The sequence below is a fragment of the Spongiactinospora sp. 9N601 genome (assembly GCF_044326295.1).
Taxonomy (GTDB): Bacteria; Actinomycetota; Actinomycetes; order Streptosporangiales; family Streptosporangiaceae; genus Spongiactinospora; species Spongiactinospora gelatinilytica.
This window is the reverse complement of sequence record NZ_JBIRBB010000008.1, coordinates 213397-232292: the sequence shown is the minus strand read 5'-3', so window position 1 is coordinate 232292 and position 18896 is coordinate 213397. Positions and strand designations below refer to the sequence as shown.

The 18896-nt window shown below is 69.5% G+C and carries 16 protein-coding genes and 1 pseudogene; 7 read left to right on the top strand and 10 right to left on the bottom strand.

What is annotated here, in order from left to right:
* Nucleotides 1-44: 44 nt before the first annotated feature.
* The 4 genes from ACH34R_RS20975 to ACH34R_RS20960 form a co-directional block, all read right to left on the bottom strand.
* Nucleotides 45-983 (bottom strand): tyrosine-type recombinase/integrase, encoded by a 939-nt coding sequence (locus tag ACH34R_RS20975; RefSeq protein ID WP_397563146.1) that lies wholly within the window; start codon nucleotides 981-983, stop codon nucleotides 45-47.
* Nucleotides 984-1097: 114 nt separating this feature from the next.
* On the bottom strand, nucleotides 1098-1439 hold the full coding sequence (locus ACH34R_RS20970; RefSeq protein ID WP_397563145.1) for a hypothetical protein: 342 nt from the start codon (nucleotides 1437-1439) through the stop codon (nucleotides 1098-1100).
* A 31-nt stretch (nucleotides 1440-1470) separates the two neighbouring features.
* Nucleotides 1471-1935, bottom strand: a complete 465-nt coding sequence (locus tag ACH34R_RS20965) for a DUF6262 family protein (RefSeq protein WP_397563144.1) — start codon at nucleotides 1933-1935, stop codon at nucleotides 1471-1473.
* Nucleotides 1932-2510, bottom strand: coding sequence for a hypothetical protein (locus tag ACH34R_RS20960; protein WP_397563143.1), 579 nt, complete (start codon nucleotides 2508-2510; stop codon nucleotides 1932-1934). Before ACH34R_RS20960 ends, ACH34R_RS20965 begins: the two co-directional genes overlap by 4 nt.
* Nucleotides 2511-2750: 240 nt before the next feature.
* Here ACH34R_RS20960 and ACH34R_RS20955 point away from each other — a divergent pair, with 240 nt between their 5' ends.
* Complete coding sequence (locus tag ACH34R_RS20955; RefSeq protein ID WP_397563142.1) at nucleotides 2751-5882, top strand: Tn3 family transposase; 3132 nt, start codon at nucleotides 2751-2753, stop codon at nucleotides 5880-5882.
* A gap of 35 nt (nucleotides 5883-5917) precedes the next feature.
* Here the strand turns inward: ACH34R_RS20955 and ACH34R_RS20950 are convergent, their stop codons facing one another.
* Together ACH34R_RS20950 and ACH34R_RS20945 are read right to left on the bottom strand one after the other, a co-directional pair.
* A complete protein-coding gene (locus tag ACH34R_RS20950; protein ID WP_397563141.1) occupies nucleotides 5918-6574 on the bottom strand; it encodes a response regulator in 657 nt (218 codons plus the stop codon).
* Nucleotides 6571-7818, bottom strand: coding sequence for a sensor histidine kinase (locus ACH34R_RS20945; protein ID WP_397563140.1), 1248 nt, complete (start codon nucleotides 7816-7818; stop codon nucleotides 6571-6573). The genes ACH34R_RS20950 and ACH34R_RS20945 overlap by 4 nt, the downstream gene beginning before the upstream one ends.
* Nucleotides 7819-7935: 117 nt before the next feature.
* On the opposite strand from ACH34R_RS20945, the gene ACH34R_RS20940 reads away from it, so the two are divergent.
* From ACH34R_RS20940 to ACH34R_RS20920, 5 genes are all read left to right on the top strand, one after another.
* A complete protein-coding gene (locus ACH34R_RS20940; RefSeq protein ID WP_397563139.1) occupies nucleotides 7936-8859 on the top strand; it encodes an ABC transporter ATP-binding protein in 924 nt (307 codons plus the stop codon).
* On the top strand, nucleotides 8856-9638 hold the full coding sequence (locus tag ACH34R_RS20935) for an ABC transporter permease subunit (protein WP_397563138.1): 783 nt from the start codon (nucleotides 8856-8858) through the stop codon (nucleotides 9636-9638). The genes ACH34R_RS20940 and ACH34R_RS20935 overlap by 4 nt, the downstream gene beginning before the upstream one ends.
* A gap of 19 nt (nucleotides 9639-9657) precedes the next feature.
* Nucleotides 9658-10845 (top strand): alpha/beta hydrolase family protein, encoded by a 1188-nt coding sequence (locus ACH34R_RS20930; RefSeq protein ID WP_397563137.1) that lies wholly within the window; start codon nucleotides 9658-9660, stop codon nucleotides 10843-10845.
* Nucleotides 10846-11010: 165 nt separating this feature from the next.
* The gene (locus tag ACH34R_RS20925) at nucleotides 11011-11226 is read left to right on the top strand and encodes a hypothetical protein (RefSeq protein WP_397563136.1); all 216 of its coding nucleotides are present in this window, start codon (nucleotides 11011-11013) and stop codon (nucleotides 11224-11226) included.
* Nucleotides 11227-11229: 3 nt separating this feature from the next.
* Nucleotides 11230-11946, top strand: a complete 717-nt coding sequence (locus ACH34R_RS20920; RefSeq protein ID WP_397563135.1) for a tyrosine-type recombinase/integrase — start codon at nucleotides 11230-11232, stop codon at nucleotides 11944-11946.
* A 135-nt stretch (nucleotides 11947-12081) separates the two neighbouring features.
* Here the strand turns inward: ACH34R_RS20920 and ACH34R_RS20915 are convergent.
* Together ACH34R_RS20915 and ACH34R_RS20910 are read right to left on the bottom strand one after the other, a co-directional pair.
* Nucleotides 12082-15207, bottom strand: a pseudogene (locus ACH34R_RS20915) (Tn3 family transposase).
* A 308-nt stretch (nucleotides 15208-15515) separates the two neighbouring features.
* Nucleotides 15516-16094, bottom strand: a complete 579-nt coding sequence (locus ACH34R_RS20910; protein ID WP_397563134.1) for a TetR family transcriptional regulator — start codon at nucleotides 16092-16094, stop codon at nucleotides 15516-15518.
* 82 nt (nucleotides 16095-16176) lie between these two features.
* On the opposite strand from ACH34R_RS20910, the gene ACH34R_RS20905 reads away from it, so the two are divergent.
* Nucleotides 16177-17178 carry a VOC family protein gene (locus ACH34R_RS20905; RefSeq protein WP_397563133.1) on the top strand — a complete coding sequence of 334 codons (1002 nt, stop codon included), beginning with the start codon at nucleotides 16177-16179 and terminating at the stop codon, nucleotides 17176-17178.
* Here the strand turns inward: ACH34R_RS20905 and ACH34R_RS20900 are convergent.
* Both ACH34R_RS20900 and ACH34R_RS20895 read right to left on the bottom strand, forming a co-directional pair.
* A complete protein-coding gene (locus ACH34R_RS20900; RefSeq protein ID WP_397563132.1) occupies nucleotides 17131-17919 on the bottom strand; it encodes a MerR family transcriptional regulator in 789 nt (262 codons plus the stop codon). The genes ACH34R_RS20905 and ACH34R_RS20900 overlap by 48 nt on opposite strands.
* Nucleotides 17916-18734, bottom strand: coding sequence for an alpha/beta fold hydrolase (locus ACH34R_RS20895; RefSeq protein ID WP_397563131.1), 819 nt, complete (start codon nucleotides 18732-18734; stop codon nucleotides 17916-17918). The genes ACH34R_RS20900 and ACH34R_RS20895 overlap by 4 nt, the downstream gene beginning before the upstream one ends.
* Nucleotides 18735-18896: the final 162 nt, after the last annotated feature.

The window sequence follows — 18896 nt, the reverse complement described above, 5'->3', positions numbered from 1 at the left end:
GGGTGGCGGGAGCACGCCCCCTTCCGTGGTGCCCGGCCAGTGGGTCAGCGCCGACGGGCGGCGGGGTCGCGGTCGGCTTGCCAGCGGCCCAGTGCCTCAGGGGAGACACGTGCGTAGCGGGCCAGCGAGGCGACCGAGGTGTGCCCGGAGTAGGCGAGCAAGGTGGCGGTGTTCGCACCGTCCTCAGCCGCGTGGGTCAGAGCGGAGTGGCGGAGCTGGTGCAGCGTCCACGGCCCGCCCGCCAGCTCGGTCGTCGCCTCCTCAAACAACTCGGCGGCGCGCCGGTAGGACAGCCGGGCGCGCCCGCTGCCCGGGTCGAGATCACCGGGCGGCAGCTCGATGCGGGCGCGGCGGTCGGTGAGGAAGACCGGCCCGGCGCGGCGGCCGGCCAGCAGGCGGGGCAGCAGCCGGGCGGTGGCGGTGCGCCAGACGATGACGTCGACCGCGCCGCCCTTGCGCCGCACCTTGGCGCGGCGGTTGCGCAGGTCCAGCTCGCCGATGTCGAGGGCCAGGACCTCCTCGGTCCGGGCGGCGCTTTCGTACAGGAGGCGGAACAGGGTGCGCTCGCGCAAGGCCAGGTCGGGCCGGGCGAGCAACGTCTCGATGTCGGCGCGGGCCAGCGCCCGGGTGCGATCAGGGGTGCGGGCGCGGCGGCGGATGCGGCGCAGCGGATCGCCGCTCAGCCAGTGCTGGTCGCGCCACCAGGCGCAGGCCGAACCGAGGGCGTCCAGGCGGGCGTTGAAGGTGGCGGCCGCGTTCGTCCCCCAGCGGGTGGTGAACCAGGCGGCCAGCCGGTCGGCGCCGGCCTCGCCCTCCAGGTCCGCCAGCGGGGCCCGCTGGCCGAACTCGGCGGCCAGGGCGCGTAGCGCGATGCCGTACGCCCTGGCGGTGTTGGCGACGGCGATGGTCTCCAGGAACGCCGCGGCGGCGGCGCCGAGTGGGGGCGCGCCGACGGCGGGGTGGAGGCGGTGCACGGTGGCCACGAATCCCTCCCAGATCTTCTATCGCAGATAAGCGATGGTGTCACCGCCGCCGGAGCGGGGTGTTTCCGCAGGACGGCACCGAGGTTATCGCAGATAATCACTGGCTATCTGCGGTTACCCGGCGTTCGGGTAGGAGTTGTGGATCTGCACATCGGTGACCCCAGCCGGACCCGGACCGGTGATCAGGCGGATGTAGGACACATCTGCGCTGCGGTATAGCGCCTTCTCGATCGTCTGGGTTACGGCGCTGAGAAGGTCAGCTGCGGCGATGCCGATGAACCCGTCGATGCGGACCGGCTCGCCGCGTCCCAGCACGCAGGCCCACAAGGTGCGCCTGTGCTCGGATTCGCCTGCACGCTCGCTGGGGCTGTCGCCGGCGACGAAGAAGGAGGTCACACAATCGGCGCGGATGACCTCGGAGTATGCGCAGATCCAGATGTGGGGGAGGTCCGTCATGGCTTGATCTTCCCTGCCGCGCCGGGTGGTGTCAGGCTTTCCCGCGATCGGCGAGTTTTCGGCGCAGGAGCAGGTTTTCTCCGTGTGCCTGTTCCAGGGCCTCGCGCAGGGCCGCGGTCTCGGCGCGGTGAGCCGCCTTCAGGCGGGTGATCTCGGCGGTGAGCGCCAAGACGACGTTGTCGGGTTCGTGCCGCGCCGACGTGGTGTGGCCTGCGGGCTCGCGCGGCCAGTGCGGCCGGTGCCGGCGCAGGTGCTCGATGCGCGCCCGCAGGCCGGCGTTGCCGTACAGGAAGGTGTGCGAGACACCGGCGTGGCGGGCGACCTCCTGGAAGGTCACGGGCGTTCCGGTTTTGATCAGGTGCCGGATGGCCGCCTCGGCGGCCTTGACCTTGGCGGCGGATTTGCGGCGCGCGGTGGCGGTGAGCGCGGCGATGCGGGCCTGCCGCAGGCCGACGTCGTCGCCGGCGGGCGCGGCGGAGGGAGGCGGGCCGGTCATGGCCGCCTGCGGCGGGTGTCGATGACGACCGGCACCGGCCCTGTCGCCGGCCCTGTCGCCGGCGGTGTCGCCGGCCTTGTGGTCGCGGTGCCGGTGCGGGCGGCGGTGCGGCTGGTGGGCGCCCCGGCGCCTTGCAGCGCGCGGCCCGGGGCGGTGTCCATGGCGGCCAGCAGCCGGGTGAGCGCCTGGCGCTCGTGCAGGCGTTCGGTGAGCCAGACGTTGGTGTCGGGCATGGGCTCGCCGTGCCGGGCGGCGAAGGCGGCCCGGGTGCGCTCGATCAATGCCTCGGTCCGGCCGAGCTGGTCTTCCAGCACCGTGCGGTGGCCGTCGTCGGTGACGAAGACGCCGCAGCTCAGGCAGGCGTTGCCCTTGTCGCAGCGTTGCAGGGGCGGCAGCAGGCAATAGCCGTTGGGCAAGAACCGGTCGGCCCGCTCGAACAGGTGCAGGCCGTCGTGGTCTTCGTGGCTGAAGGCGAGCTGGGTGCCGTCGGCCTTGAACTTGCGGGTGGCGATGAACGCCTGTTCGGCGTGTTCGTCGCGGCGGGCCACGTACGGGTCCAGCCGAGATACGAGCAAAACCGGCCATGAGTCGATCTTGAGAACGTAAGGCATGCGCGCTGCGGGTCCGGGTTGATGGGGTATCCGATGCCGAATCAGGCTCGCTGCGGGGTTGGCGCGTAATCTCGGAAGTCGTCCGCCCGTAGACCGCGAGGGAGTCGGCCCTGGTTTCTGCGTTTCCGTCTCACGGACTGTATTCGGTCGGCTACAGTATCTCCCGTTCTGTGGTGATCGGGGCTGCTGGGAAGGCAATGCCTGATGGCCTCGATCGACAAGACCGCCTACCCGCGGTTCAAGCGGACGATCTCCGAGCGCGAACTGCGCGAGGCGTACTCGCCGAGCCTGGCGGAGATGGACTGGGCGCGGGAGATGACCGACAGCGATGAGGCCCGGCTGTCGCTGATGGTGTGGCTGAAGTGCTGTCAGCGGGTGGGCCGGTTTCCGCGGCTGGCCGAAATCCCGGCCCAGGTGGTCGAGCACGTACGGACCGAGCTGGGCCTGCCGGAGCGGATCGGCATGACGGACGTAGCCGAGCGGACCGGACGCAACCACAAGGCGCTGGTGCGGGCCCGGCTGGGGCTGGACGGCGATCAGGCCGCCGCGCGCAAGCTGGCCGAGCAGGCCATCCGGCAGGCAGCCAAGACCAAAGACCACCCGGCTGATCTGATCAACGTGGCGCTGGAGGAGCTGGCCAAGAATAGCTGCGAGTTCCCGGCGTTCTCCACCCTGGATGACCTGGCCGCTCAGGTGCGCACGGAGGTCAACGGCGCCATCTTCACCCTGGCCTACGGTCGGATGGGCTTCGACGACCACGCGCGCATGCTGGCGATGCTGGAGGTGGATCCGGCCACCGGCCGCAGCGGTCATGACCGGGCCAAGAAGAGCGCACCGCGGGCCACGGTGACCAAGCTGCGCCAGCAGTTAGACCATCTGGCCTGGCTGGACGGCAGGGGCGGGGCCAGCGACGCCTGGCTCAAAGGGGTGCCCGCTTCCAAGATCGCCCATTTTGCGGCCGAGGCGCGGGCACTGGACGCCGCTGAGATGCGCGACTACGGCGAGGTCAAGCGGATCGTGCTGGAAGCGTGCCTGCTACACCAGGCCCGGATACGCGCCCGCGATGACCTGGTGACCATGCTGTGCAAGCGGATGAACACCATGCACAACAAGGCCCGCGAGCTGCTGGAGACCATTCGCGCCGAGCAGCGTCAGCGCAACGAGCGGATGCTGGCGGTGCTGGGGGATCTGCTGAGCGCGGCCAAGGAGGTCGACCTGGCGGCTCGGAACGCGCCGAACCCGTGGACAGCGGTGCGGCGTCGGCACGAGACCGGACGGGCGGTGCTGGAGACGATCGAGAGCAACGGCGGCCTGGCCGGCCTGGTGGCCGAGCACGAGGCGCTGGCCGCCTTCCACGGCGACAACTACCTGCCGCTGCTGGACCGCTTCTATCGCTCCCATCGTGGGCTGCTGCTGCGCCTGGCCGGCGTGCTGGTGCTGGAGCCGGCCAGCGCGGACCGCAGGCTGCTGGAGGCGCTGGAGTTCGTGCGCGCCAATGCCACCCGCACCAGCGAGCTCATCGGCGATGAGTACACAGTCGGGGAAGACGTCGTCGATGAGACGACCGGCGAGATCTCCACGGTCACGGTGCGCAAGCACGTGGACGTGTCCTTCGCGCCGGAGGCATGGCAGAAGGTGATCACCGACAAGAGCCGCCCCGGCAAGGTGGTGCGCCGGCATTTCGAGATCTGCGTGTTCTCCTGCCTCGCGGACGAGCTGGTGCGCGGCGATGTGGCGGCGGTCGGCTCGGAGGCCTACGCCAACTGGCAGTCCCAGTTGCTCAGCTGGGAGGACTGCCAGCCGCACCTGGCCGAGTACTGTGCCGAGGTCGGCCTGCCCACGACGGCCGCGGAATTCGTGGCGCAGTTGAAGATGCGGATGAAGGACGTGGCCGCGACCGTGGACGCGGGCTATCCCGACAACGCCGACCTGGTCATCGACGAGCAGGGCAGGCCCTCCCTCAAGGCGCGCAAGTCCGCCGGGCACAGCGCCGAGGCGCTCAAGCTGGCCACGACCGTCAAGGGCCGACTGCCGGAACGCTCCCTGCTGGAGATTCTGACCCGGACCACGCGGCATCTGCGCTGGTTCCGCCACTTCGGGCCGCTGTCGGGGTCGCAGGCCAAGCTCGCCGACCCGCTGGAGCGCTACCTGCTGGTGGCCTTCGCCTACGGCTGCAACCTGGGCGCCGCCCAGGCCGCCCGGCATCTGGGCGGTCGCATCAGCGCGCACGAACTGTCCTACACGGTGCGCAAGCACGTCACGCTGGCCAGCATGAACAAAGCGATCGCCGACGTGGTCAACGCCTACCTGCGCCTGGATCTGCCCCGATTGTGGGGAGAGGGCAACGCGGTGGCCGCCGACGGCACCAAGTACGACATCTACGTGGACAACCTGATCGCCGAGTTCCACATCCGGTACGGGGGCTACGGCGGCGTCGCTTACCACCACATCGCCGACAACGACATCGCGCTCTTCTCCAGATTTGTGCCATGCGGGGTGTGGGAGGCGGTCTACATCATCGAGGGACTGCTGGAGCAGGAGAGCGAGGCGGCCCCCAAGGAGATTCACGCCGATACGCAAGGCCAGTCGTTCCCCGTCTTTGGATTAGCACACTTGTTCGGGTTCGAGCTGCTGCCGCGCATCCGTAATTTCCGGGACCTGACCTTCCACCGGCCCGAGCCCGGCGTCCGCTACCGGCACATCGATGCACTGTTCGGCGAGCCGATCAACTGGCGGCTGATCGAGGCTCACTGGCAGGACCTGATGAAGGTGGCCATCTCCATCCGCGAAGGCGAGTTGTCGTCGATCCCGCTGTTGCGGCGGCTGCGGCACGACTCCAAGCGCAACAAGATCTACCGCGCCTTCCGCGAGCTGGGCCGCGTGATCCGCACTATGGTGCTTCTTCGGTACGTCTCCGACGCCCCGCTGCGGGAGAACATCACCCGGGCCACCAACATGGTCGAGTCCTACAACAACTTCTCCAAGTGGATCGGGTTCGGCAACAACGGAGTGATCGCCGAGAACGACCCGGGAGAACAGGAAAAGGCGATCAAGTTCAACACCCTGGTCGCCGACCTGGTCATGTACCAGACCACGCTGGACATGTCGCTGGTGCTCAACCGGCTGCGCAGCGAGGGCGAGACGGTGCATCGCGCCGACGTGGCCATCATGTCCCCCTATCAGGAGGACAACGTGCGCCGCTTCGGCGACTACGTCTACGACCTGAACGCACCGCTGGAGGACATGGATGTCAACCTCGAGCGTGGAGAGGAGACCGATGCTGCCCCGAGAGGCGCCGTTGCCGGGGTAGCCGCCACGTTGTCAGACAGTGGTTGACGGGGCCGGGCCGGCGCGCTTCTCGTTATCGATCGTCATGGAGCGGGGGATACCAGGCCGGCGTCGTAGGCGGCGATGACGAGCTGGACGCGGTCGCGGGCGCTGAGTTTGGCGAGCAGGCTGGCGATGTGGGCTTTGGCGGTGCCGGGGCTGATGTGCAGGTGAGCGGCGATCTCGGCGTTGGACAGGCCGCGCCCGGCCAGGGTCAGCACCTCGCGTTCTCGCGCGGTGACGCCCGCCAACTCGCGCGGCCGTGGGCGAGGTTCGGGGCGGCCGGCGAATTCGGCGATGAGGCGGCGGGTGACGCTGGGCGCGATCAGGGCGTCGCCGTCGGCGACCACGTGGACGGCGGACAGAATATCCTCCAGCGCCATGTCCTTGACCAGAAACCCGCTCGCCCCGGCCCGCAGCGCGGCGTAGACGTTGCCGTCGTCGTCGAACGTGGTGAGCATGATCACGCGGGTGTCAGGGGCTTCGGTGGTGATGGTCTGGGTGGCCTCGATGCCGTCCATGCCGGGCATGCGGATGTCCATGACGACCACGTCGGGACGTAGCTGCCGGGTGAGCTGGATCGCCTGGGCTCCCGTCCCGGCCTCCCCGGCGACAACGACGTCAGGAGTGCCATCGATGACCATGCGCAGACCGGCGCGGATCAGCGGCTGGTCGTCGGCGAGCACAACGCGGATGGTCAACGTGCCTCCACGTGAGCGGTCTGGGCGTGCCCCCGCGCTGAGGCGGGACTTGGTAGCGGGAGGGTGGCGGTGACGCGGAAGCCGCCCTCGGGGCGTGGTCCGGCGCTGAGACGGCCGTCCAGCAGAGCGGCTCTCTCGCGCATGCCGGCGATCCCGTACCCGCTGCCGCGCGAGGCTGCTGTGGTGGCGGTGCCGTCGTCGGTGATGTCGATGCGTAGTTCGTCGGGCGTGTAGTCGAGGACGACCTGGCAGTGGCGGGCGTCGGCGTGGCGAACGACGTTGGTCACCGACTCCTGGATGATGCGGAAGGCGCACCGGTCCATGGCTGGGGGCAGCCCGCGTGGCTTGCCCTGGCGGCGCACGTCCACGCGGACGTCGGCGGCTGCGGTCGTCTCGGCGAGCCGGTCGAGGTCTGCCAGCCCCGCCAAGGGCGCCGGTTCCGGCTCCGAGGCGGCGGGGGGCTCGCGGAGCACGCCGAGCAGGTGCCGGAGTCCCCGCAGGGTCTGCCGGCCGACGGCCTCGATCGCGGCGAGCGCTTCCCGCGCCTGCTCCGGTCGGCTGTCGATCACCCGCGCGCCCGCGCCGGCCTGGATGGCGATGACGCCGATGCTGTGCGCGACCATGTCGTGCAGCTCGCGCGCGATGCGCAGCCTGTCGGCCGTGACCGCCGCAAGCTCGGCCTGCGCACGCAGCGCCCGGCCGTACTCGCGTCGTTGCCGCAGCGCCGTGCCCGCCGTCCAGGCGACCACGACGCCCAGGCCGAGCAGGACCGACAGCGCGAGGAAACCCGAGGCGAAGACACGCAACCCCTGAGCCAGCAGAGCCACGTGCCAGGCCGCCTCCTGGACGATCAACGTGGTAGCCGCCGCGGCCAGGCCGGTACGGCGTGAACGGGTGGCCGTGATGAAACAGACCAGGAGATCGGCCACCGGCAGCAGCGGCCAGACCCGCTCCGCGGGCTGCGCCAACGCCACGGCCACGAGCAGTTCGGCCAGCAGCACAGCCAGCACCGCACACGGCCGCCGCCGGGCCCACACTAGAGGAAACGCCAATGCGGCGGCGAAACCCGCGTGCATCGCACCCACGGGCAACAGACTCTCGTCATCGGCCAGCGTCACGGCGTACAGCAGCGGCAGGAAGGCCACGACGGCACACCAGGTGAGCACCGTCCGCACACCATGCGGCAGCCGCTGGGACAAGGGTGGCCTGGGCATTTCATCGCGCACCCGGTCGATCGTAGTCATCGGTTTCCACTGCGGGCATCGGCCTGCCGGCCTATGCCCGCAGGCCACCCCCTCCCGCCCGGAACCCCGCCCACAGCCAGATGTCCCGCCTGCCCGGTCCGCGACACCGTGGGGCGGGTGATCGAAGTCAACCGACTGACCAAGCGCTACGGCGAGGTGACGGCCGTCAACGGCCTGACCTTCACCGTGCGGCCGGGCTACGTCACCGGGTTCCTCGGCCCGAACGGCGCCGGCAAGAGCACCACAATGCGGATGATCCTCGGGCTGAACCGGCCCACCAGCGGCAGCGCCACCATCGACGGCCGCCCGTTCGCCCGGCATCGTGCCGGCCTGCGGCACGCCGGAGCGCTGCTGGACGCCAACGACGTGCACGGCGGGCGCAGCGCCGCGGCGCACCTGTCCGCGCTGGCCCGCAGCAACGGCCTGCCGCGCCGCCGGGTGGGTGAGGTGCTGCGGGACGTGGGGCTGGAGAGCGTGGCCCGCCGCCGGGTGGCCGGGTTCTCCCTGGGCATGCGGCAGCGGCTCGGCATCGCCGCCGCCCTGCTCGGAGACGCGCCGGTGCTGCTGTTCGACGAGCCCGTCAACGGATTGGACCCCGAAGGGGTGCGCTGGGTACGCGGCCTGTTCCGGCGCCTGGCCGGCGAAGGACGCACCGTGCTCGTCTCCAGCCACCTGATGAGCGAGATGGAGCACACCGCCGACCGGCTCATCGTCATCGGCCGCGGCGAACTGATCGCCGCTGAGAGCCTGACCGAGTTCGCCGCCCGAGGCACCGGCGCGTCGGTCACCGTACGCACGCCGGACACCGCTGAATTGGCCGCCGTGCTGACGCAGGCGGCCGGCCAGGTACGGCGGGACGGCGGCGACACGCTGAGCGTCACGGGGCTGAGCGCTGCCCGCATTGGCGAACTCGCCTTCGAGCGGCGCATCCTGCTGCGGGAACTTGCTCCACAGTCAGCCTCGCTGGAGGAAGCGTTCATGGAGCTGACTGCCGAGAGCGCCGACTACCGAGCGACGCCTCCGGCCGGTGATCGGCGATGATCGATCTGCTGGCCGCCGAGTGGACCAAGTTGTGGTCGCTGCGCTCCACCCGCTGGCTGCTCGGCCTCGGCACGTTGGCCATCGTCGCCTTCGCCGTCCAAAGCGGCCTGGAGGCCTACCACGACTGGCCCGGCTTCCCGGCGATGGAGAAGGCCAGGTTCAGCCCGTTGACGGAGGCGTTCAGCGGGCTGTCCGCCACCATGCTCATGATCGGCGCGGGCACCCTGGGCGCGCTGACGATCGTCGGCGAGTACGCCACCGGCCTCATCCGCACCACCCTGAGCGCCGTCCCGGCCCGGCACCGTGTCGTGGCCGCCAAGCTCATCGTCGTCAGCGGCGTCATGTTCGCGACCGGTGCCCTCGTCTCGGCGGCCACCTTCGGCGTCAGCCAGGCCATCCTGTCCGGCCGCGGCGTCGCCGTCTCGCTCGGTGACCCCGGCGTACTGCGCGTGCTGGCCGCCAACGCGCTGCTCGCTCCGGTGTCCGGGCTGATCGGCATGGGAGTCGGCGCGCTGCTGCGGCACACCGCGGGCGCCGTCGTCACTGTCTGCGCCGTACTGGTCATCGTGCCGACCTTCTTCCGGCCGACCGTCCACCAATGGCTCAACGACCTCTATGCCCTGGTCCCCTTCTACGTCTGGCGCACCTGCCTGGGCCTGCCCCAACTCCGCGACGACCCCGCCCTGCCCACAGTGGCCGGCTCTTGGGCCGTCTTCGCGCTGTGGCCGCTGGCCGCCGCCGTCCTCACCCTGCTCGTCGTGCGCCGCCGCGACGTCTGACCACGTTCGAGAGGAACCGGTGAACACTCTGATGTCCCCGCGCCTGCTGGCCGTTCCGCTGACGGTCTGCCTCACCCTGTCCGCCACCGCCTGCGCCACGACGACCGGGTCGGCCACGCAACCCAGCCCCGCCGCCACCACGTCGCCGGCCGCCCTCCGGCTGGAACTGCCTCGCCCCACCGGTCCCGATCCGGTCGGCCGCGACATCCTGTACCTGGTCGACAAGAGCCGCAAGGACCCCTGGGTACCGGAATCAGGGCCACGCCGGCTCATGGTCTCGATGTACTATCCCGCCCGCTCCGCCGCCGGCGACCCAGCCTCCTACATGACCCTCGAAGAGGCCGCGTCCTTCCTGCAACGCAAGGCTCCTGGCACCAACCTGCCCGCTAAGATCATCAGCGGTATCCGCACCTACGCCCACACCGGCACACGCCCCAAGAACGGCCGCCACCCGCTGGTGGTCCTCTCACCCGGCCTCGGCCTGCCCCGCGCCAGCCTCACCTCTCTCGCCGAGGACCTGGCCAGCCGCGGCTACGTCGTCGCGGCGGTCGACCACGCCTACGAATCCTCTGGCACAACCTTCCCCGGCGTCGGCCTGCTCACCTGCGCACCCCTATGCGACCAGACCAAACCCCCCGAGGGCGGCAAGGCCACCATCACCAAGAACCGCGCCAAGGACATCTCCTTCGTCCTGGACCGGCTGACCGGCCGCCACCCAGCCTGGAAACGCGCCAACCTGATCAATCCCCAGCGCATCGGCATGGCCGGCCACTCACTCGGCGGCGACGCCGCCTCCGCCACCATGCTGACCGACACACGGGTCAAGGCCGGGATCAACCTCGACGGCACCATCAACGCGACCCTCCCCGCCACCGGCCTCGGCAAGCGTCCCTTCCTGCTGATGGGGAGCCAGAGTGACCACAGCCCCAGCAAGGACCACACCTGGGACAACACCTGGCAGGCTCTGCACGGATGGAAGCGCTGGCTCACCGTCGCCCAAGCCGAGCACGACAGTTTCACCGACTTGGCCATCCCGAAGAGCAAAATCGGCACGCCGTCCCCCGACACCATCGCCGCCGAACGCGGGATAGCGCTCACCCGCTCCTACGTCGCGGCCTTCTTCGACCAGCACCTCAAGGGCACGAAACAACCCCTGCTCGACGCCCCCACTCCGGCCAACCCCGAAGTCACCTTCCACAACCCGTGATCCCGCACTGCGTGATCATTCCCGGACTACGAGCCCCACTGCATTAATCGCCGGACGAATCCGCCGTACTTCCGAGATTGACGTCATCTCGGAAGTACACTCCCAGGTGTGGCTTCCGAGATTGCGCAATCCGGATCTCTTCAGGAGTCCGGATCCGCTTCCGAGATGACGAAGCGTCGTCCGGGCGCCCGGCCGACCCGGCTGCTGCCCGGCTACGAGACCGTCCTTGGTGAGTACGCCACGGCGCTGGAGCGCGCGCCGCTGTCGGCCGAAACCCGGCGCACCTACCGCTCCCGCGTGCGCATGTTCCTGTCCTGGCTCGCCGACCACGCCGCCACCTACTCCGCCGATCCCCTCGCCGATCGGCAGGCACGGGACTAGGCTGTGCGCGACTACCGCATGTGGCTGCTGCGCGACGGCCCGGCCAGGCGCAGCCGCGTCTACGTCAACTCCGTCCTCACCGCGCTGGACGACTTCCACGTCCGCCGGGGTCTGGGCAAGGCCGACGTCGGCCGCGAAGACCTGCCCAAGAGCGCGCCGCGCGCGCTGGCCGAGCGCGCCCGCATCCGCTGGCTGCGCGCCGTGGAGGCGCATCTGTCGCCCCGGGGCCGGTGCATCGCGCTGATCCCGTACTACGCCGGCGCCCGCATCAGCGAGGTCGCCCGGCTCGACGTCGGCGACGTCCAGATGTCGGCCCGCAAGGGCAAGCTGCGCCTGTACGGAAAGGGCGGCAAGTTCCGCGAGGTCGACATCCACCCCAAACTCCGCAGCGAGTTGCAGCTCTGGCTTGACGAACGCCCCAACTGGCCCCACGCCGGCGATAGCCGAGCCTTGTTCCTCAACGCCAAAGGCGGACGGCTGACCGCCCGCGCCGCCGGCGGCATCATCGCCGAGATCGCCCAGACGGCCGGGCTGGACGATCCCACCACAGCGCACGTCCTGCGCCACACGCTCGCCACCACACTGGTCCGCGGCAAAACCGACTTGGTTCTGGTCGCTGAGATTCTTGGCCACGCCCGCCTGGAAACCACCCGCCGCTACAGCTTGCCGTCCGACAAGGACAAGGAAGATGCCCTCAAGTTGATCACGGTTGATTGCTGACTGTGCGCTTGCCTGCGGAAACGGCCGTCAAGATCGACTCACGGCCGGATTTCCCCGTATCTCGGCTGGACCTGCCATCAGGCCCGAGTGCGACGACAACTCGCGACAGCTGAATAGGCGACCTCACCAGTACCTCTACCAGGAGTCGTCCTCATCGAAGTCCTCCTCGTCTTCGTCGCGGGCGTCGGGGTCACGCAGCTGCCGGGTTGCGACGGCGCCATTGGCGGGGTCGGCGGGATCCACCGCGGTGAAGGAGTATTTCCCGTGGACGTTGATGTGTTTCCGCATGAAAGGGCTGAGGCGGGCGACGTCTTCATCCCGCACGGGATATCCTTGGGCGCGTAACGTGTTCAACGCGGCGTCAATGTAGACCGTATTCCACAGAACCACGCAATTCAAAACGATACCTAAAGCGCCCAGCTGGTCCTCCATGCCTTCCCGGTATCGCTGGAACACTTCACGGCGGCGGCCGTGAAATATCTTCTCCGCTAGTGCGTGGCGCCCTTCCTGGAGGTTGCGCATGCCTTTGATGCCGCGCCGATAAGGTTCACTGTCGATGACCGATAGGATGTGGAGGGTTTTGAAGAGGCGGCCGTAGGTCGCGATCGCCTCACCAAGGGCGGTGGGGTGCCCGTCTCGCTGCAGCGCTCTGACCACGTCAGACGCGCTAACTTTGCTGGTGTAGATGGTGGCGATCAACCGGAGGATCTCCCCCCAGTGTCGCCGCACCTTGCCCAGGTCCAACTTTCCCCTGGCGAACGTGTTCAACGGGCCGTAGTCGGCCCCGTTATCGGCGCGCCACCCTTTCTGGTCGGGCAGGTCAGCCAGCGCCGGCCGATAGTCCACGCCCAGCAGATGCGCGATTCCAAACACCAGATCCGAATAGGATCCGGTATCGGTGACGAGGACTTCCGGCAACTCGGCCGCGCCGAAGCCGAAGAACAAGTCGATGGCGTGCAGGCAGTCCCGGTCGGTGCCCGCGACGATTTTATGCGCGATGCCGAACGCTTGATCATTGATCATTGATCATTGATCATTGATCATGTTCAGGAACGTCATGCCGCGTTTCGGGCCAAAGAATTTGCGGTTGGGTTTGGCCATCAGGGAGGGGACGGGTACGACGAAGCGCATGCCGTCGATCGCGGCGACCATCCCGCCGCCCAGCGCCTGGGCAAAGCCGATGGCGGCTTGGGCCTCGATCAGGTGCGGGTTGGCGGTGGTGTAGGCGGCGGCGCGCAGGTAGGTGCGGCCGGCGTGCCCGATCCGGCGCCGGTCCAGCGCGGGCACGCCGGGGCTGGAGACCGGCCCGTATCCGATGTTGAGGGCTTGGCTGGTCAGGCAGGCCGCCACGGTGACGTTCAGGTCCGCCATCCGGCTCGTCCCGCCGGACAGGGCGGTCAGCGAGGGAAGGAACTGCGGCACCCAGCCCATCACCTCCAGGACCTGGTCCCCGATGTCGATGCGGGGCAGCATGGCCGCCACCCGCTTGCGCAGATCGATCAGCGACGGCGGCTCCTTGATCGCCTTGTCGCTCGTGAGGTGGATCTTCCCCTGTCCGTCCACCCGCACGTCGGTGTTGGCCACCAGGCGACTGCCGACGTAGCGCAGGGCTCCATCCAGGGCGGTGGCGTGGGCGGCTAACAGCGCGTCGGGATCCTCGGGCAGGTCCAAGGTGGTCAGCACGTCGGTCTTGACCGCCTCCCACACCGCCGCGTCCAGCAGCCGGGCCTGCGGGTCGCGGTAACGGGTGGAGGCCTCGGCGTAGATGTCGCGGTGTTTCAGATGCCGGCAGAACTGCTCCAGCAGGCAGAAAAGGTAGGCGCCCCGCTCCACCGACCCGTCGGTGCGGGCCGGATGGCCGAACACCAGGTGCTTCCACGGGCCGGTCACCACGTGCGGGTGGATGCGCGGGTTCTTGACGCTCCAGCGCGCCTCGGTGCCCAGTTGCTCACCCAGCGCGATCATCGCCGCCAGCACCGGCGCGCCTCGGGCGTTCGCGCCGAAGGTGATCGTGGCCGTGAGCGTCCGGCACAGCCCCACCGCAGTGGAGGCCCTCTTGGCCAGCTCGGCCCGCCAGTCGCCCTCGGGCGCCGCCTCGGGCGGCGGCAGCATCCCGGTCACGGTGGCCACCGCGGCCCGTACCTGCTCGCGGGCGATCCGCGCCTCGATCGCCTCCCACACCTCCGCAACCCGGACCTGGTCCTCCTCCCCCCACGTCCGGGCCTCCAGCAGCACCTGGGCCACCACCGCCAGCACCGCCGAGGCCTTGGCCAGCCGCGGATGCTTCTTGATGACCCCCTTGTCGGCCTCGGTCCGGGCCTTGCCGGCCAGCTCGGTCGTCCACAGCAGCTCCAGCAGCTCCAGGGCGTCGTCGGTGGCGGTGGCCTCCAACTGCGTCACCGTCGCCACCAGCGTGGCCAGCCGCCGGCTGTCGCGGTGCCGCTTGAGCTGGGCCACATCGGCGCCCATCCCGTACCGGGCCAGCTCGGCCAGCCGCCGCGGCGTCACCGTGACATCCAGCTCCACGCGTGACAGGCCCGAGGCGATGATCTCAGCGACCCGGCTGAGCGCCTTGACCATCTGCGGGCCCGAGGCCCGCGCCGGACCGGTCCGCCATTCCTCCAACTGGGAGATCCGCCTCCCCGCCGGCACCACCAGCAGCGCGTCCAGCTCACGGCGCTGCTGCTCGCTCAATGCCGCACACAGCGCCTCCCACAGCCGCCGGGTCGCCGCCTCCCGCTCGCGCGCCACCAGCCGGGCCAGCCGCGACAGTCCCGGCAGCAGCACCTGCTGCTCGCGCAGCCACCGCAGCGCGTCGAAGAAGATCGCTTTGGGCCCGTCCCCGGTGATCCACGCCCGCCGGGCCACGTACTCGGACAGGTCGGCCTCTGCCGCGGTGAAGTCCCTCAGGCCCAGCGCTTCCTGGATCGTCCCGGCATGCTCACGATGGGTGGGCTCGCGCCGGGCGTACCGCTTGATGCACGAAGGGTCGGCCACCCCGAGTTGCCCGGCCAGGAAGTCGATGACCTCGGTCGGCACCCCCTGCAGCGGATCGCTCAGGAACCGGCCGAGATGACGCACGCTGGTGAGCTGGATGCTGAATCCAAGGCGGTTGTGATCACCCCTCAGCTTCGCCTTCACCATCAGCCGGCGATCGGCGTCGTCGAGGTAGAAGAACGACTCAAGATCTGCCTGCGACACCGAGGCGCCGTAGCTGCCATACGCAGCTGCTTCCTGATCACTGAGGAACTCGACCGGCATAGCCCGCACCATAGAACCCAAGAGTCACAAGCCGGACGGTAAGCGATCGGACCGTTACTTAGGGTTCACGCGTTCGTGTTGATCGCCTACGTTCGATCTTGTCCGTTACTGAGGACTTCCGGACACGAAGATCACAGTCACCAGGCGTCACCCCATCAGCCGATCCACCCCGAAATCATGATCACAAGCGAGCTGCGCCGGAACGGGAACGTACGCTAACGGCCCTGACCGCCCCGTCAGGCGTCCGCTTCTGGCCTGCGGGAAAGCCCTTACCGTACGAAACGGTTCCACTGCAGGTCCACCCCCGTCTACAGGCCCAGGCCCGACTCCAGGTGCGCGAGCGCCTTGTCGATCTCGACCGGACCGTCCAGGCCGGAATTCCCCGCCCACTGGGCCCACACCATGGCCACCACGCCGAAGACGGCCCCCACCGCGTTCCGGACACGCGGGTCGTCCCCCGCGCATCCGGCCCGGTCCGCCACGATGGCGCAGACCTCGCCGATCAGGCCGGGACTTCTGCGCAGGTTGGCGACCAGCAGTTCGGGCACGGTGGCCGCGAACACCTCCCGCGCGTGCCCCGCCGCGATCTCTTCGGCGGACAGGGCGGCGAACGCCGCGCGGAACGCGCCGCGCAGCACGGTGACCGGGGCGCCCGGCGGCTGGGAGGCCAGCGCCTCGACCAACGGCGGAAAGCGGTCGAGGGTGACCAGATCCTCCTTTGTCGGGAAGTAGCGAAAGAAGGTGGCGGGGGAGATCTCGGCGGCTTCGGCTATCTGCTCGACGGTGGTGGCGTGGTAGCCGCGCTCCCGGAAGAGCCTGAACGCCTCGCGCAGGATCGTCTCCCTGGTCCTGGCCTTCTTGCGCTCGCGTAGTCCGATCTCAGCCACGGAAGAATCCTACTGCGCACTCCCAAATGATGGTTTACTCTCAAAAGATAGTAAGTTCTCACAATCACCCGGAGGTCCCGCCATGGGCCATGACACCAACGGCCTGCACCACGTCGGCCACATCGTGCGCGACATGGACCAGGCGATGGAGCGGTACCGGCGGCTCGGATTCACCGTCGCCGCCCCCACCTATCCCGTCATGCCGGCGGCACCGGGAGGCCCTGCCGAGCCGTTCGGGGTGGTCAACGCCCATGTGTACTTCCCGCACGGCTTCGTCGAACTGGTGGCGGTCATCGGTGACACCGGCCGTGCGCCCGGCGGCGCGCGCCCGATCCCGTTGCGGGTGCCCGCCGACAAGGCCGCCGGGCTCCGGGCCGCCATCCGCGCGACCGCGGCCAACATCACGTCCTTTCTGGAGCGCTTCCAGGGCGTGCACATAATGATCGCCGACACGCCCGACATCGACCGCGTGGCCGCGCGGCTGACGGCCGAGGGGGTCGGCCATGGTGGCGTACACGACATCCAGCGGCCCATCGAGACCGCCCAGGGGACCACGATGGAACCTGCCCGCTACCTGGAGATCTCCGGCCCCGGCCGGTCGGCAGGGCGCGTGCCGGAAGGCAGGATCGGGTTCGCCGAGAACACACCGGTCAACGCACCCCAGGAACACACAGACCACCCCAACGGCTCGACGGGGCTGGTCGAATGCGTGCTGTGCGTGGCCGACACGGCGCTTCCCGAGGTGGAGCGCCGCTACGGAAGCTACTTCGGCCCGGCGCGAGATGGCCGGGCGACGCGTTTCGACGGGGCCGATGTCACCGTCGTGACCGCATCGGCGCTCGCCGGCCTGCTGCCCGGGGAGCGCCCGGCGGCCCTGCCGGCGTTCGTCGCGTACGCGGTGTCCGTACGCGACCTTTCCGCCACCGAAAAGCTCCTGCGCGGCAACGACGTGCCGGTCACCCGGACCGGCCCCGGGGAGATGTTCGTGCCCGCCGGCGCGGGGCTGGGTGTCGCGATCATCTTCCGCCAGGACGGCTCAGTCAAGGGGAGTCTGGTCCGCGATGTCGATGCCCGCCGAACGTAGACGCGCCTCGATCAACGTGGTCAGCCGGGTCCAGGCCGGCTTCTGCTCCTGCCCGTGGTGGGCGAGCAGGCTGTACCGGATCGCACTGTCGGCGCGGGCCCGGAGTCCGGCCGGGATGGGCAGCAGGGCGGGATGGGCACGGAAGTGGTCGGCGATGGCCGAGGCGAGTTCTTCGATGCGGGGGTCGTCCGGCTCCCAATCGGCGGCACGCCACATGCGCCTGACCAGGGACATGTACCGAGGATCGTCGAGGGCGCGCTCGATCCGGCCAACGTAGTCGTCAAAGCCCTCCGGCACCAGGGCCTTGATCAGTACCAGGCCCTCCCGGGCCATCGTCACATCGTCCGGGGTGAAGCCGAGATCGGGGGCCCTGTCCAGGAGGGCCAGAGCGCGATCGGGCAGCAGGGCCCGGTCGCCGGTGGCGAGCCGGCGCAGCGTCCCACGCCGCGCGATCAGATCGTCGATCCGCTCGGTGAGGCGTCGTTCGACATCGACGAGCGCGGCGGCGAACCGGTCGGGATCGGCGTCGAGTATCGCCCGGATCTCGGCCAGCGGTACGCCGGCGGCGGCCAGCGTCCGGATCTGGACCAGCCGCAGCAACTCGGCCGATCCGTAACGCCGGTAGCCGGAACCGTCGCGCCGGGGTTCGTCGATCAGCCGGTGCTGGTGGTAGTGCCGGATGGCCTTCACCGTGATACCGGCGAACGCCGCCGCCTGGCCGATCGTGACGCCATCCGTCATATGCTCTGCCGACCTCGTGATCGTGGGATGTCCGGGAGCCCGCGGACCGCGTCCGCGATCGCCCGGAAGTCCTTGCGCAAGATCTTGCTGTGGTTGCCGGCGACCTTCGTGCTCTTGATGTTCGGGTTGCGGGCGAGCACCGGAGTGAGGGTGGCACGCGCGCTTTCCATTTCATCATGGCCGCCTCCGAGGTTGGCGCCCGTGGCGACCACGTACCGGACCGGGCAGGTCAAACCGTCCAGGACCGGGTCGAGGGCGGCGCTGATCTCGATGAGTTCGATGTTGCTCTGGGCATGCTGCTCGGCGGACATCTTCGCGGCCATGCCCAGCCTGGCGATCACCGGCAGCATGAAACGCGCCCGGCGCCAAAACCGCCGGACCCGCTCCGGGGGAGCGTCGGGATAGTCGTGCGGGTAGGCGCCGTCCACGGGCACCACTCCCACGACGCGGTCCGGATTCCGGCCGGCCCAGTGCACCGCGACCGCCGCGCCGTAGGACCAGCCGACCACGATCGCCTGGCTCACGCCCCTGGCCGCAAGGACGACGTCGATGTCACCGACGTGCGTCTCGAACGAAGCGGCCGCGGCCGAACGCTTTGATCGTCCGCGGGCCCGCATGTCATAGGTGATGTGCCGGTAGTCGCGGCCGAGATCGGCGATGACGTGCCGCCAGTACGCCTGACTGGCGAACTGGCCATTGAGATAGATCACGGGGCGGCCGGGCCCGCCGGTGTCGGTCACGGCCAGCGCGGTGTCGTCGACCGGCACCATGCCGGCCCAGGAGGAGTTGAAGTCGGTCACTCGTTCAGCGTCCACCCTGACCTAAGGTCAAGGTCAAACCCAGCACGGACGCAACCCAAAGCGAGCATGCGACCCCGCGCCCTGACTACGGTCGGCGGTACTGGCCCGCACCCAGCCGAAGAGCGCTGTCGAATGCCGCTCCACGCACCATGACCATTCCCTAGCTGGCGCGCTGAG